The following is a 13,614-nucleotide window of genomic DNA, read 5'->3' on the forward strand; positions in this document are numbered from 1 at the left end:
CCCATCTTCATGAGCGGCCACTTTCGAATAGGGACATAAACGCCGGATCTATTGCGTTTAGGGTGCTTATTTGGCGCTGCAACGATCGGGCATGCCGGCAACCGGGTGGGGCGTCACGCCACCACGCTATCGGACACTATTTTTCATTTGAACAGGCAACACGACATCGTATGAGTCATCGTTTAACGTCAAAAGATATCCTGGCACTGGGCTTTATGACCTTTGCCTTATTCGTCGGGGCCGGGAACATCATCTTCCCGCCGATGGTCGGCTTGCAGTCCGGTGAACACGTCTGGACCGCGGCGCTGGGCTTCCTGATCACCGCCGTCGGTCTGCCGGTCATCACCGTCATCGCGCTGGCGCGCGTCGGCGGCGGCATCGACGCCCTCAGCTCACCGATCGGCCGTGGCGCCGGCCTGCTGCTGGCGACCGTCTGCTACCTGGCCGTCGGCCCGCTGTTCGCCACGCCGCGTACCGCCACCGTGTCCTTTGAAGTGGGTATCGCCCCGCTGACCGGCGACGGCGCCATGCCGCTGTTCATCTACAGCCTGGTGTACTTCGCGCTGGTGATCGGCATCTCCCTGTATCCGGGCCGCTTGCTCGACACCGTCGGCCACGTGCTGGCACCGCTGAAGATTGTGGCGCTGGCCGTATTGGGCATCGCCGCGCTGCTGTGGCCTGCCGGCGCGCCGATTCCGGCGACGGCGGCTTACCAGAGCGTGCCTTTCTCCTCCGGCTTCGTTAACGGCTATCTGACCATGGATACGCTGGGTGCGCTGGTATTCGGCATCGTTATCGTCAACGCGGCGCGCTCGCGCGGCGTGAAAGACGCCGGTCTGTTGACCCGTTACACCATTCTGGCCGGTTTGATCGCCGGCGTGGGCCTGACGCTGGTTTACCTGAGCCTGTTCAAGCTGGGCTCCGGCAGCGGCGCGCTGGTGCCTGACGCCACCAACGGTGCGGTGATCCTGCACGCTTACGTTCAGAACACCTTCGGCGGCCTGGGCAGCTTCTTCCTGGCGGCGCTGATCTTCATCGCCTGCATGGTGACCGCAGTCGGCCTGACCTGCGCCTGCGCCGAGTTCTTCGCGCAATACCTGCCGTTCTCGTACAAGACGCTGGTATTTATCCTGGGCCTGTTCTCGATGGTGGTGTCCAACCTCGGCCTGAGCCACCTGATCCAGATCTCCATTCCGGTGCTGACCGCGATTTATCCGCCGTGCATCGTGCTGGTGGTGCTGAGCTTCACCCTGCGTTGGTGGCACAGCGCGCCGCGCATCATCGCGCCGGTGATGCTTGTCAGCCTGTTGTTTGGTATCCTTGACGCGGTGAAAGCCTCCAGTTTCCAGCAGCTGCTGCCGGCCTGGACCACTCACCTGCCGCTGGCGGAGCAGGGGTTGGCATGGTTGCCGCCTTCGCTGCTGATGCTGGTGCTGGTCGCGATTTATGATCGGGTGTGCACGCGTTCCCAAGTGACCGCGCACTGATAATTCCCCGGCTTAATCCAGGGCCACGGACATGTCCGTGGCTTTTTTACGTTTAAAACTATGGGTCATCTTCATGCAACAACAGTCACCCACCACGGCCCCCGACAATAAGCTGAAACGCGGCCTCAGTACGCGTCATATCCGCTTTATGGCGCTGGGATCGGCCATCGGCACCGGGTTGTTCTACGGCTCGGCGGACGCCATCAAAATGGCCGGCCCGAGCGTGCTGCTGGCTTACCTGATCGGCGGCATCGTGGCCTTTATCATCATGCGCGCCCTGGGGGAGATGTCGGTCAACAACCCGCAGGCCAGCTCGTTTTCCCGCTACGCGCAGGACTACCTCGGCCCGATGGCGGGTTACATCACCGGCTGGACCTACTGCTTTGAAATCCTGATCGTCGCCATCGCCGACGTGACCGCTTTCGGCATCTATATGGGTGTCTGGTTCCCGGAAGTGCCGCACTGGATCTGGGTGCTGAGCGTGGTGCTGATCATCGGCGCCATCAACCTGATGAGCGTCAAGGTATTCGGTGAGCTGGAGTTCTGGTTCTCGTTCTTCAAGGTCGCCACCATCATCATCATGATCGCGGCCGGCATCGGCATCATCATCTGGGGCATCGGCAATGGCGGGCAACCGACCGGCATTCATAACCTGTGGTCGAACGGCGGTTTCTTCAGCAACGGCTTTATCGGCATGATCCTGTCGCTGCAGCTGGTGATGTTCGCTTACGGCGGCATTGAAATCATCGGCATCACCGCCGGCGAAGCCAAAGATCCGAAAAAATCGATTCCCAAAGCCATCAACTCGGTGCCGTGGCGCATTCTGGTGTTCTACGTCGGCACGCTGTTCGTCATTATGTCTATCTACCCGTGGAACCAGGTGGGCACCAACGGCAGCCCGTTCGTGCTGACCTTCCAGCATATGGGCATCACCGTGGCGGCGGGCATTCTCAACTTCGTGGTGATCACCGCTTCGCTGTCGGCGATCAACAGCGACGTGTTCGGCGTTGGCCGCATGCTGCACGGCATGGCCGAGCAGGGCCACGCGCCGAAGATGTTCAGCAAGGTGTCGAAACGCGGCATTCCCTGGGTGACGGTGGTGGTGATGATGCTGGCGCTGCTGCTGGCGGTATACCTCAACTACATCATGCCGGAGAGCGTGTTCCTGGTGATCGCGTCCCTGGCGACCTTCGCCACCGTGTGGGTGTGGATCATGATCCTGTTCTCCCAAATCGCCTTCCGCCGCAGCCTGAGCAAAGAGCAGGTGAAGCAGCTGGCGTTCCCGCTGCGCGGTGGGGTGTTCACCTCGGTGGTGGCGATCGTGTTCCTGGTGTTCATCATCGGCCTGATCGGCTACTTCCCGACCACGCGCGTCTCGCTGTACGCCGGCCTGGTCTGGGTGGTATTGCTGCTGGCGGGATACTGGTTCAAGGTCAACCATCAGAAAAAACGCGCGCCGCTGGCGACGCAGCAAGACTAAATGGAAAAACACCGGCTAAGGCCGGTGTTTTTTTAGGGGCTGGCGTCAAGCGAAGTCCAGCTTGCGCAGTTTCGAAACGTCGATGGACTGCCTGGCCTGCCACAGATCGTAAGCATCCTGCATGCCCATCCAAACCTGTTCGGAACTGCCTATCACGATGGACAGGCGGATGGCCATTTCCGGCGAGATATCGGACTTTCCGCTGATCAGGCGTTGAACCGTGGAGGGCGCAACGTCCAGCGCTTTAGCCAGCGCGCGCGCGCTGAGATTCAGCGTTTCCATGGTTTCTTTGATCAACTCGCCAGGATGAGGGGGGTTATGCATGCGGTTCATTAGTGATAGTCCTCATAATTCACGATATAAACATCACCCTCGACCAGTTCAAACGTGATACGCCAGTTGCCGGTTACGGTGACGGACCATTGTCCGCTGCGAGCGCCCGTTAGCGGGTGCAAGAAGAAGCCGGGTAGATCTACGTCATCAATCACTTTCGCCAGATCCAGCACGCTCAGCCGCAGCGCGATTTTCTTCGCCTGCTTGGCGTCGATACCCGCCGTTGAACCGGTTTCGAAAAACTTTTTGAGTCCCTTATGCTTGAAGCTTCTTATCATCCTGACGGCTCCATGAGTGTTGCGCTATACGCATCATAGCCAGGTGTTGCGTATGGCGCAACAAAATGGGGCGTTTTTTAACCTATTATGCCAGGCGTTTGTCTTCCACTTCATCCTCCCCGGCGGCGCGCGCTTCGATACGCATGTCGCCGCCGTTAAGGCGTTCTTCCTCTTCCTCGCCGGCGCAGCGCGCCAGCACTTCGCGAATATCCTGCATATTGCTGCTGAGGGCGCTCAGCGAAGGTTGCAGATTGCGGGGCATGCGGCTTTCGTCCAGCGAAGCGCTGTGCAGGCAGCCGATAAACAGCAGGGTGGCCATCAGGGTAAACAGCCGATGACGTAACCGTTTCAGCAAGGGCTTTCCCTCTCGGTGGTGAAGGTGATGGCGCATTAACGCCGTTTTCGCCGGGGAAAAGAAGGGGATGGAGATATCTGCTGGCAATTGAAAGAACATCATTACCAGCAGACACAGTTACGTCAGCCGACGTCAGGAAGCGTTCGCGTTTTGTAGCAGCATGCCGCGCAGGTCATTGCCGGTTGGCGTCTGGTGCACGCGCAGGCCGAACTCGTCGATCACCGCCAGAATATGGTCGAAAATATCCGCCTGAATGCTTTCGTACTCCGCCCAGACCGTGGTGTTGGTGAAGGCGTAGATTTCCAGCGGCAGGCCTTCCGGCGTCGGCGCCAGCTGGCGCACCATCAGCGTCATGTTCTGGTGAATGCGCGGGTGAGCGCGCAGATAGGCTTCCAGATAGGCGCGCAGCGTGCCGAGGTTGGTCAGGCGGCGGCCGTTGAGCGGCGAGGCCAGATCGACGGCGATCTCCTGGTTGTGCTGGCTTAGCTCCTGGGTCTTGACGTTCAGGTAGCTGTGCAGCAGCGGGTTGCGCTGCAGGCGGCGCTGTTCCTCTTCCGACAGGAAGTGCACGCTGCCGGTGTCGATATTCAGGCTGCGCTTGATGCGCCGCCCGCCGGATTCCGACATCGACCGCCAGTTTTTGAACGAGTCGGAGATCAGCGCGTAGGTGGGAATGGTGGTGACGGTGTTGTCCCAGTTACGCACTTTGACCGTGGTCAGGCCGATGTCGGTGACCGCGCCGTCGGCGCCATATTTCGGCATTTCCAGCCAGTCGCCGATCTTCAGCATATCGTTGGCGGAGAGCTGAATGCCGGCCACCAGCCCGAGGATCGGATCCTTGAACACCAACATCAAGACCGCGGTCATGGCGCCCAGGCCGCTGAGCAGCAGCAGCGGCGATTTGCCCATCAGCAACGAAACGATCATGATGCCGATCAGGATCGCCGCCACCAGTTTCAGGCCCTGGAAAATGCCGCGCAGCGGCAGCTGATTGGAGATCGGGCTTTGGCGCAGCAGCGCCAGCAGCGTATCCAGCAGCGAGAACAGCGACAGCAGGGTGAAGGCGAGGATCCACACCTGCGCGGCGGTGACGATCACCGCCTGGGTCTGGCTGCCGCTCTGCAACCACAGCGTCGCCTGGATGCTGATGATCACCCCTTGCAGCAGCAGCGCCACGCGCTGGAACAGTTTGTATTGGGTGATGGCCTGTTGCCAGACGCGCTGCGATTGCTGGCCACGGCGCTGAAGGGCGGCCAGCACCACCCGGTGCAGCACCAGGTGGATCGCGACCGAGATCAGGACAATCAACCCCAATACCATCAACAGCGACATCACTCCGCCGAATTCCAAACCAAACTGTTCCAGCCAGCGCGTTATCTGTTGTTGCATTACCGCTCCTTAAAAAATGCGCAAAAAATATCCTGTAAACTTAAAACGCGTTAGCCTAAGGGGTAACGTGCAGGATTTGTGCCTGTTTACCTTTTTTTACATCGGGTTAGCGTTATTTTTCGGTCTCCGCCCCCCGGCTCATCCCCGGGTTTTGCGGCCAGAGAGGAGGGGGAGTTGCACTTAACGTGGCATTGTTCGCTTCTTGAAGAACGCCGTCGATTTCGTTTGGTACAGCAGGAGAAACAGTATGCTTAACGCCTGGCATCAACCGGTCCCGCCTTTTGTGGTGAAGCAAGGGCCACGTTTGGATATCACGCTGTGGTTACAGGGGGATGAACTGCCGGAACGGGTGTTTTTGCGCGCCGAACCGGACAACGAAGAGTGGCTGCTGGTGATGAAAGCGCAGCGCCACGAGGGAATGCGGCGCTACCAGGCCAGCCTGACGCTGAATGAGGGCGAGCCGACGCGGCGTTACTGCTTCAAGCTGCTGTGGGCCGATCGCCAGCAGTGGTTCGGCCCGCAGGGCTGGTCGCCAACGCCGCCGGGCCAGCTGGCGCAGTTCGCCGTCGACGAGCCCGACCATGGCCCCGAGTGGGTGGCGGATCAGCTGTTCTACCAGATTTTCCCCGATCGCTTCGCCAGCAGCGGCGGCGAGCACGGCATCCAAAGCGGCAGCTACCGCCATCACGCGGCCGGCGCCGAGGTGATTCGGCGTGACTGGCAGCACCCGTTGGAGGATCGCCACGCGGCCTCGACCTTTTACGGCGGCGATCTGGACGGCATCAGCGCCAAACTGCCGTATTTGCAGCAGCTGGGCGTGACGGCGCTGTATCTGAACCCGATTTTTACCGCGCCGAGCGTGCATAAGTACGATACCGAGGACTATTACCAGGTCGATCCGCACTTTGGCGGCAACGCGGCGCTGCAGCGTTTGCGAGTGAGCACTCACAAGGTGGGCATGAAACTGGTGCTGGACGGGGTATTCAACCACACCGGCGACTCGCATCCGTGGTTCGACCGCCATCACCAGGGCGAAAACGGCGCCTGTCACCACCCCGATTCACCGTATCGCGGCTGGTTCAACTTTTACCCGGACGGCCGCGCGCTCGACTGGAAGGGCAACGCCAGCCTGCCGAAGCTCAATTTCGCCGAGCCGCAAGTGGCGGAAGCGATCTATCGCGGAGAAGGCAGCGTGGTGCGCCACTGGCTGCGCCCGCCGTACAGCATCGACGGTTGGCGGCTGGACGTGGTGCACATGCTGGGGGAGAACGGCGGCGCCACCGGCAACCTGCACCACCTGGCTGGCATCTATCAGGCGGTGAAGCAGGAGAACCCTCAGGCCTACGTCTTGGGCGAGCATTTCGGCGACGCGCGCCGCTGGTTGCACGCCGGCGTGGAGGATGCGGCGATGAACTACATGGGGTTCGCGCTGCCGGTGCGGGCATTTTTGGCGGGGCTGGACGTGGCCTATCACCCGGTGCGGCTGGACGCCGTCGGGTGCGCGCAGTGGATGGACGGTTACCGCGCCGGGCTGCCGCACGGCCGCCAGCTGATCCAGTTCAACCAGCTGGACAGCCACGATACCGCGCGTTTTCTCACGCTGTTGCAGGGGAACGCGGCGCGCATGCAAATGGCGGCGGTGTGGTTGCTGAGCTGGATTGGCGTGCCTTGTCTCTACTACGGCGATGAGATCGGTCTGGACGGCGGCAACGATCCGTTCTGCCGCAAGCCGTTCCCGTGGGACGTCGGCGACTGGGACCGGCCGCTGTTGGCGCTGTTCCAGCGCATGGCGGCGCTGCGTAAACAGAGCGTGGCATTGCGTCGCGGCGGCTGTCAGGTGCTGTATGCCAGCGGAGAAACGCTGGTGTTCGTGCGCCTGTATCAGCAGGAGCAGGTGCTGGTGGCGCTGCAGCGCGACGGCAGCGGCCAGGCGCAGCTGCCGCACAACCCACTGTTGGCGCGCGGCCCGTGGCGGCGTGTGGAAGGGCGGGGAGAGTTGAGCGAAACGGCAGGCGGGCTGCGCCTGCAGCTGGCGGAAGAGTCGGCCAGCGTGTGGCGCTGCGAAGGCTAAAGCAACTGCGGGGGCCAAAGGGCCCCCGCGATAAAAGTGAGTAGGCGTTTACATCAGTAACCGACCGCAGAACCTGCCGGGCGACGTACGTCGTTGGCGCCGTACAGATAGCCTTCGCGCACCTTGCCGGAAACCGCCGAGTCGTTGCCGGAGTTGGCCGGGCTGACGCCCGCCGCGCCCGGCAAACCGACCAGAATCAGTTCGGCGGCGCCCCACGGCGTTTGCTCGACCATCTTATAGCCCATGCCGCTCAGCAGCTTCAGCGTATCGGCGGAAACGCCGCGCTGTTCGTAGTACACCTCATCCGGCAACCATTGGTGATGGATGCGCGGTGCGTCCACCGCTTCCTGCGGCGCCATGGCGTGGTCGATCACGTTCAACGCGGTCTGCAGGGTGATGGTGATGATGCGCGAACCGCCCGGCGAGCCCAGTACCATAAAGATCTTGTTGTCCTTGGTCACCAGCGTCGGGCTCATCGACGATAGTGGGCGCTTACCGGGGGCAATGCTGTTGGCGGTGCCCTGCACCAGTCCGTACAGGTTTTTCTCGCCCACTTTGACCGTAAAGTCGTCCATCTCGTCGTTGAGGAAGAAGCCGGTGCCCGGTGCGATCACCACGGCGCCGAAGCGGCCGTTGACGGTATAGGTGGTGGAGACCGCGTTGCCGTCGTGATCGACGATCGAATAGTGGGTGGTTTCCGGTTTCTCATGCGGTTCCATGCCGGGCTGCACGTTTTCCGACGGCGTGGCCTTGTCTGCGACGATTTTCTTGCGGATCTGCTCGGCGTAGCTCTTGCTCACCAGCCGGTCGATCGGGTTCTTGATGAATTCCGGGTCGCCGAGGTAGGTGTTGCGGTCCATATAGGCATGGCGCATCGCTTCGGTCATGGTGTGAATGGCCGCCGCCGAGTTGAAGCCCATGCTTTTCAGGTCGTAGCCTTCCACCACGTTGAGGATTTCGCACAGCGTCACGCCGCCGGAGCTGGGAGGCGGTGCCGACACGAACTTGTAGCCGCGATAGCTGCAGGTAATCGGCGGGGTTTCGGTGACCTTGTAATTGGCGAAGTCGGCCGCAGTCAAGATGCCGCCGCCCTGTTTGGCCGCCGCCTCCACCGCCTGCGGGATCTTGCCTTTATAGAAGGCGTCGGTTCCCCCTTTGGCGATGGCTTCCAGCGTATTGGCCAGATCGGTTTGCACCAGCTTGTCCCCCGGCTGCAGCGGGCTGCCGTCCGGGCGCAGGAAGATTTTGGCCGACTCGGGATCCTGTTTGAAGCGTGCGACGGTGGTGTCGAGGATATCGGTATCGGCGCGGGTCAGCACAAAGCCTTCGCGCGCCAGCCTGATAGCCGGCGCCAGCACCTGTTCGCGGCTCAGCTTGCCGTACTTCTCACGCGCGGTTTCCATCCCCAGCACGGTGCCCGGCACGCCCGCCGCCAGATAGCCGTACAGGCTGGCGTCTTTCTTTACCTTGCCGTCGGCATCCAGATACATGTTGGCGCTGGCCGCCGCCGGCGCGGTTTCACGGAAGTTGATGAAGGTGTCGGTGCCGTCCGCCAGGTGGACGGTCATAAAGCCGCCGCCGCCGATGTTGCCGCAGCAGGGGTTAACCACCGCCTGCGCATAGCCCACCGCCACGGCGGCGTCGATGGCGTTGCCGCCCATCTTCAGGATATCCACGCCGACCTGCGAGGCCAGGTGTTGCGAGGTGACCACCATGCCGTTTTTGGCTTCCACCGCCGGGTTGGATGCCGCATACAGGCTGCCGCTGACCAGCAGCGCCGCCATGGTCAGGGGTTTGCTCCATTTCTGTAAAAACATAGTTATTCCTACCCTGTCAGTTTTTTATTGTGTTGTGTTTGCTTGCCGCTGTTCACTTGCAAAGCGCGAGCCAGCGTTATTGATAGTAGCCGCAGATGGGCGTGCGCGCGGCGAGCAGGGTGGGAAATGTGAGCGGAAACAGGGAAATAAAGCACTGAAGGTGGGCGGTCTGCCCCATAAAGGGGCATAAAAAAACCGGCCGCGTGGGCCGGTTGATTCACTATCAGGCTGAAATTACAGCTTGGCAGCGTTTTCAGACAGGTATTTTGCAACGCCGTCTGGGGAAGCGCCCATACCTGCTTTGCCTTTTTCCCACTGAGCCGGGCACACTTCACCGTGCTCTTCGTGGAATTGCAGCGCGTCAACGGTACGGATCATTTCGTCGATGTTACGGCCGATTGGCAGGTCGTTAACAACCTGAGCACGCACGATGCCGTCTTTGTCGATCAGGAAGGAGCCGCGCAGCGCAACGCCGGCTTCCGGGTGTTCGATGCCGTAAGCTTTCTGGATTTCACGCTTGATGTCAGCAACCATTGCGTATTTCACTTCACCGATGCCGCCTTTGTCGACAGGGGTTTTACGCCATGCGTTGTGGACGAACTCTGAGTCGAAGGAAACGCCAACCACTTCAACGCCACGCTTCTGGAACTCTTCATAGCGGTGATCGAAAGCGATCAGCTCGGAAGGGCATACGAAGGTGAAGTCCATTGGCCAGAAGAACAGGACGGCCGGTTTGCCGTTCAGGTGCTTCTTCAGGTTGAAGTTTTCAACGATTTCGCCGCTACCCAGTACGGCAGCTGCAGTGAAGTCAGGGGCTTGACGAGTTACCAGGACCATAATTACTCCTGTAATAGGTGTTAAAGGGTGGATGTAAAAACAAGGGCCAGTATAGGGGCCGCGACTTGGTGAATAAAGGGTAAAAGACCAATCGATGAGATAGCTTTCACCTATCAAAGTCGTTGATATAATTTAGCGAGCTTTAAAAATAACCTTTTCCCACAAAAGGGCAAGCGGCAAAACGTAAATTCTTGCAAGGCGTTGCAATTTCAATGGCTTGGGCTTGACCTCAGAGCGCTTTGTCCTTCGCCTGCCGCATCATTTGCGGGTAAAACTGCCAGAACTGTGTTTCAAGCTGATGATAATGTTGCTCGACGTCGGCGAACGAGCCGGCCAGCGCATCGAGGCGCGGGCGGCGGCTGGCTATGCCCTGCAGCACCCGGGCGATGAACGGCAATTCGGCGTAGCGCTCCAGCCAGCGTTCCGGCCACAGGTAGCCGTTCAGGTTTTGAAAGCGCGGCGGCGTGAGTGGCAGAAAAGGTTCGATCTGGCTGCGGGCTTCCTGGGTAAACTGGTGCAGGTCGCGCGAAGGCTCCAGCTGCTGCCAGTGGCGCGCCAGAAAATGGTCCCACACCACGTCGAGGGTGATCGGCGCCACGCGGCGGTAGGGGGCGCTGAAATAGTCGCGGCTGGCTTTGACCTGCGGCAGGCTGTCGGTCAGCACGTCGACGCGGCGGTGCATCATGATGCCGGCCACCACGTCGGGCTGGTAGTCGGCGGCGGGGTTGCCGCGCACGAAATCGGCCAGCAGGTTGCCCAGCAGCGAGCTGTCCGCCAGCATGGCCAGGTGAAGATGAGCGAGAAAATTCATCCCTCAACTATACCCGAAGTCAGGCAAATCCTCCTTATTTCTTGCCGCTGACCGCCCCCGGCTTTAGACTAGGCCGCCTGTTTTTTACCAACCAGCCCTAAATTGAAGAAGTGAATACCCATGCGCGTCGCTGATTTTTCGTTTGAACTTCCCGAATCCCTGATTGCCCACTATCCCCAGGCCGAACGCAGCGCATGCCGCCTGCTGCAGCTGGACGGGCCGAGCGGGGCGCTGACGCACGGCGTATTCACCGATCTGCTGGATAAGCTGGAAGCCGGCGACCTGCTGGTGTTCAACAATACCCGCGTGATCCCGGCGCGCATGTTCGGCCGCAAGGTCAGCGGCGGCAAGATTGAAGTGCTGGTGGAGCGCGTACTGGACGACCATCGCGTGCTGGCGCACGTGCGTGCGTCGAAAGCGCCGAAGCCGGGCGCCGAGCTGCTGTTGGGGGATGACGAGAGCATCGCCGCCACCATGGTGGCGCGCCACGAGACGCTGTTCGAGCTGCGCTTCAACGACGAACGCGACGTGTTCACTATCCTCAACGCCGCCGGCCACATGCCGCTGCCGCCTTATATCGCCCGCCCGGATGAAGACGCGGACCGCGAGCTGTATCAGACGGTCTACAGCGAGAAACCCGGCGCGGTCGCCGCGCCGACCGCCGGCCTGCACTTCGACGAACCGCTGCTGGCGGCGCTGCGCGCCAAGGGCGTGGAAATGGCGTTCGTGACGCTGCACGTCGGCGCCGGCACCTTCCAGCCGGTGCGCGTGGAAACCATCGAAGATCACGTGATGCACGCCGAATACGCCGAAGTGCCGCAGGACGTGGTCGATGCGGTGCTGGCCTGCAAGGCGCGCGGCAAACGCGTCGTGGCGGTGGGCACCACCTCGGTGCGTTCGCTGGAAAGCGCCGCGGCGGCCAGCAAAGAGGCGCTGATTGCGCCGTTCTTCGGCGACACCAGCATCTTTATCTATCCGGGCTATCACTACCAGGTGATCGACGCGCTGGTGACCAATTTCCACCTGCCGGAATCGACCTTGATCATGCTGGTGTCGGCCTTCGCCGGCTATAAAAATACCATGAACGCCTATCAGCAGGCGGTGGCCGAGCAGTATCGCTTTTTCAGCTACGGCGATGCGATGTTCATCAGCCGTAACCCGCAGGCGGAAAACGAGTCCGTCGGCGGTTAATTTCCCGGGCTGCGCCCACGGCGCGGCCCCGTTTCAACGACATCAGACTGTTTCTCTGATGCTGGAGGCTTTGTGAAGTACGAACTACAAACTACCGATGGCCGCGCGCGTCGCGGCCGCCTGATCTTCGACCGCGGCGTGGTGGAAACCCCGGCCTTTATGCCGGTCGGTACCTACGGTACGGTCAAGGGCATGACGCCGGAAGAAGTGAAAGAGACCGGCGCGCAGATCCTGCTGGGCAACACCTTCCACCTGTGGCTGCGCCCGGGCCAGGAGATCATGAAACTGCACGGCGATCTGCACGACTTCATGCAGTGGCATGGGCCGATCCTTACCGATTCCGGCGGTTTCCAGGTATTCAGCCTGGGGGCGATGCGCAAGATCAAAGAGGAAGGCGTGTACTTCCGCAACCCGATCAACGGCGACAAGGTGTTCCTGAGCCCGGAAAAATCGATGGAAATCCAGTATGACCTGGGTTCCGACATCGTGATGATCTTCGACGAATGTACGCCGTATCCGGCCGACTGGGACTACGCCAAGCGTTCGATGGAAATGTCGCTGCGCTGGGCGGAGCGCAGCCGCAAGCGTTTCGACGAGCTGGAAAATAAAAATGCGCTGTTCGGCATCATTCAGGGCGGTGTTTACGAAGATTTACGTGATGTTTCCGTCAAAGGGCTGGTGGATATCGGCTTTGACGGGTACGCTGTGGGCGGCTTGGCTGTAGGCGAGCCGAAAGAGGATATGCATCGCATTCTTGAACACGTTTGCCCGCAAATTCCGGAAGATAAGCCACGCTATTTGATGGGCGTCGGCAAGCCGGAAGATTTGGTGGAAGGCGTGCGTCGCGGTATCGACATGTTCGACTGCGTCATGCCGACCCGCAACGCCCGCAACGGCCATCTGTTCGTGACTGACGGTGTGGTAAAAATCCGTAATGCCAAGCACAAGGATGATACTTCTCCGCTGGATAAGGACTGTGATTGCTACACGTGTCGCCATTACAGCCGCGCCTACTTGCACCATCTCGACCGTTGCAACGAAATATTGGGTGCTCGACTGAACACGATTCATAACCTGCGTCACTACCAGCGCCTCATGGCGGGTTTACGCCAGGCTATCGAAGAGGGTAAATTAGAGCAGTTTGTTGCGGATTTCTATGGTCGGATCGGCAAGCCGATTCCGCCTTTAAACGCTTGATCTAATAATTGATAACTTAATGAGGGAATTTCAATGAGCTTTTTCATTTCTGACGCCGTCGCATCCGCAGGGGCCCCGGCTCAGGGAAGCCCGTACTCTCTGATCATTATGCTGGTGGTGTTCGGCCTGATCTTCTACTTCATGATCCTGCGCCCACAGCAGAAGCGCGCGAAAGATCACAAGAAGCTGATGGACTCCATCGGTAAAGGCGACGAAGTGCTGACCACCGGCGGCCTGATCGGTCGCGTGACCAAAGTGGCCGACACCGGCATCATCGCCATCGCGCTGAACGACACCACGGAAGTGATGATCAAGCGTGACTTCGTGGCGGCCGTTCTGCCGAAAGGTACCATGAAGGCCCTGTAATC

13 protein-coding genes are annotated in these 13,614 nt (G+C 60.3%); 6 read left to right on the top strand and 7 right to left on the bottom strand.

The genetic code is table 11. From position 1 onward, the window contains the following. Nucleotides 1–170 precede the first annotated feature (170 nt). Both brnQ and proY read left to right on the top strand, forming a co-directional pair. Nucleotides 171–1,487: a branched-chain amino acid transport system II carrier protein gene (gene brnQ / locus WCL58_RS14605; RefSeq protein WP_038873241.1), complete on the top strand. Its 1,317-nt coding sequence runs from the start codon at nt 171–173 to the stop codon at nt 1,485–1,487. Nucleotides 1,488–1,560: 73 nt separating this feature from the next. Then, the gene (gene proY, locus WCL58_RS14610; RefSeq protein WP_019454218.1) at nt 1,561–2,967 is read left to right on the top strand and encodes a proline-specific permease ProY; all 1,407 of its coding nucleotides are present in this window, start codon (nt 1,561–1,563) and stop codon (nt 2,965–2,967) included. 45 nt (nt 2,968–3,012) lie between these two features. Here the strand turns inward: proY and WCL58_RS14615 are convergent, their stop codons facing one another. From WCL58_RS14615 to WCL58_RS14630, 4 genes are all read right to left on the bottom strand, one after another. Further along, nucleotides 3,013–3,300 (bottom strand): HigA family addiction module antitoxin, encoded by a 288-nt coding sequence (locus WCL58_RS14615; protein ID WP_025160069.1) that lies wholly within the window; start codon nt 3,298–3,300, stop codon nt 3,013–3,015. Next, nucleotides 3,300–3,578 carry a type II toxin-antitoxin system RelE/ParE family toxin gene (locus WCL58_RS14620; protein ID WP_019454217.1) on the bottom strand — a complete coding sequence of 93 codons (279 nt, stop codon included), beginning with the start codon at nt 3,576–3,578 and terminating at the stop codon, nt 3,300–3,302. Before WCL58_RS14620 ends, WCL58_RS14615 begins: the two co-directional genes overlap by 1 nt. A gap of 85 nt (nt 3,579–3,663) precedes the next feature. Continuing rightward, nucleotides 3,664–3,933, bottom strand: a complete 270-nt coding sequence (locus WCL58_RS14625) for a hypothetical protein (RefSeq protein ID WP_049199847.1) — start codon at nt 3,931–3,933, stop codon at nt 3,664–3,666. 132 nt (nt 3,934–4,065) lie between these two features. Beyond that, complete coding sequence (locus tag WCL58_RS14630; protein WP_049270771.1) at nt 4,066–5,322, bottom strand: mechanosensitive ion channel family protein; 1,257 nt, start codon at nt 5,320–5,322, stop codon at nt 4,066–4,068. A gap of 247 nt (nt 5,323–5,569) precedes the next feature. On the opposite strand from WCL58_RS14630, the gene malZ reads away from it, so the two are divergent. Beyond that, nucleotides 5,570–7,393, top strand: coding sequence for a maltodextrin glucosidase (gene malZ / locus WCL58_RS14635; protein WP_336851322.1), 1,824 nt, complete (start codon nt 5,570–5,572; stop codon nt 7,391–7,393). A gap of 53 nt (nt 7,394–7,446) precedes the next feature. Here the strand turns inward: malZ and ggt are convergent, their stop codons facing one another. The 3 genes from ggt to WCL58_RS14650 form a co-directional block, all read right to left on the bottom strand. Then, complete coding sequence (ggt, locus tag WCL58_RS14640; protein ID WP_159317697.1) at nt 7,447–9,210, bottom strand: gamma-glutamyltransferase; 1,764 nt, start codon at nt 9,208–9,210, stop codon at nt 7,447–7,449. A gap of 234 nt (nt 9,211–9,444) precedes the next feature. Next, nucleotides 9,445–10,047: a peroxiredoxin C gene (locus WCL58_RS14645; protein ID WP_019454212.1), complete on the bottom strand. Its 603-nt coding sequence runs from the start codon at nt 10,045–10,047 to the stop codon at nt 9,445–9,447. 229 nt (nt 10,048–10,276) lie between these two features. Further along, nucleotides 10,277–10,858 (bottom strand): ACP phosphodiesterase, encoded by a 582-nt coding sequence (locus WCL58_RS14650; protein ID WP_336851323.1) that lies wholly within the window; start codon nt 10,856–10,858, stop codon nt 10,277–10,279. A 120-nt stretch (nt 10,859–10,978) separates the two neighbouring features. Between WCL58_RS14650 and queA the strand changes: the two genes are divergently transcribed. From queA to yajC, 3 genes are all read left to right on the top strand, one after another. Next, entirely contained in the window at nt 10,979–12,049 is a 1,071-nt protein-coding gene (queA, locus tag WCL58_RS14655; RefSeq protein ID WP_016928878.1) for a tRNA preQ1(34) S-adenosylmethionine ribosyltransferase-isomerase QueA, read from the top strand. 72 nt (nt 12,050–12,121) lie between these two features. Continuing rightward, a complete protein-coding gene (gene tgt, locus WCL58_RS14660; protein WP_033647322.1) occupies nt 12,122–13,246 on the top strand; it encodes a tRNA guanosine(34) transglycosylase Tgt in 1,125 nt (374 codons plus the stop codon). 33 nt (nt 13,247–13,279) lie between these two features. Continuing rightward, a complete protein-coding gene (gene yajC / locus WCL58_RS14665; protein ID WP_004940391.1) occupies nt 13,280–13,612 on the top strand; it encodes a preprotein translocase subunit YajC in 333 nt (110 codons plus the stop codon). Nucleotides 13,613–13,614: the final 2 nt, after the last annotated feature.

It is taken from the genome of Serratia sp. TMDUHS_CL, assembly GCF_037137105.1.
Lineage (GTDB): Bacteria > Pseudomonadota > Gammaproteobacteria > Enterobacterales > Enterobacteriaceae > Serratia > Serratia nevei.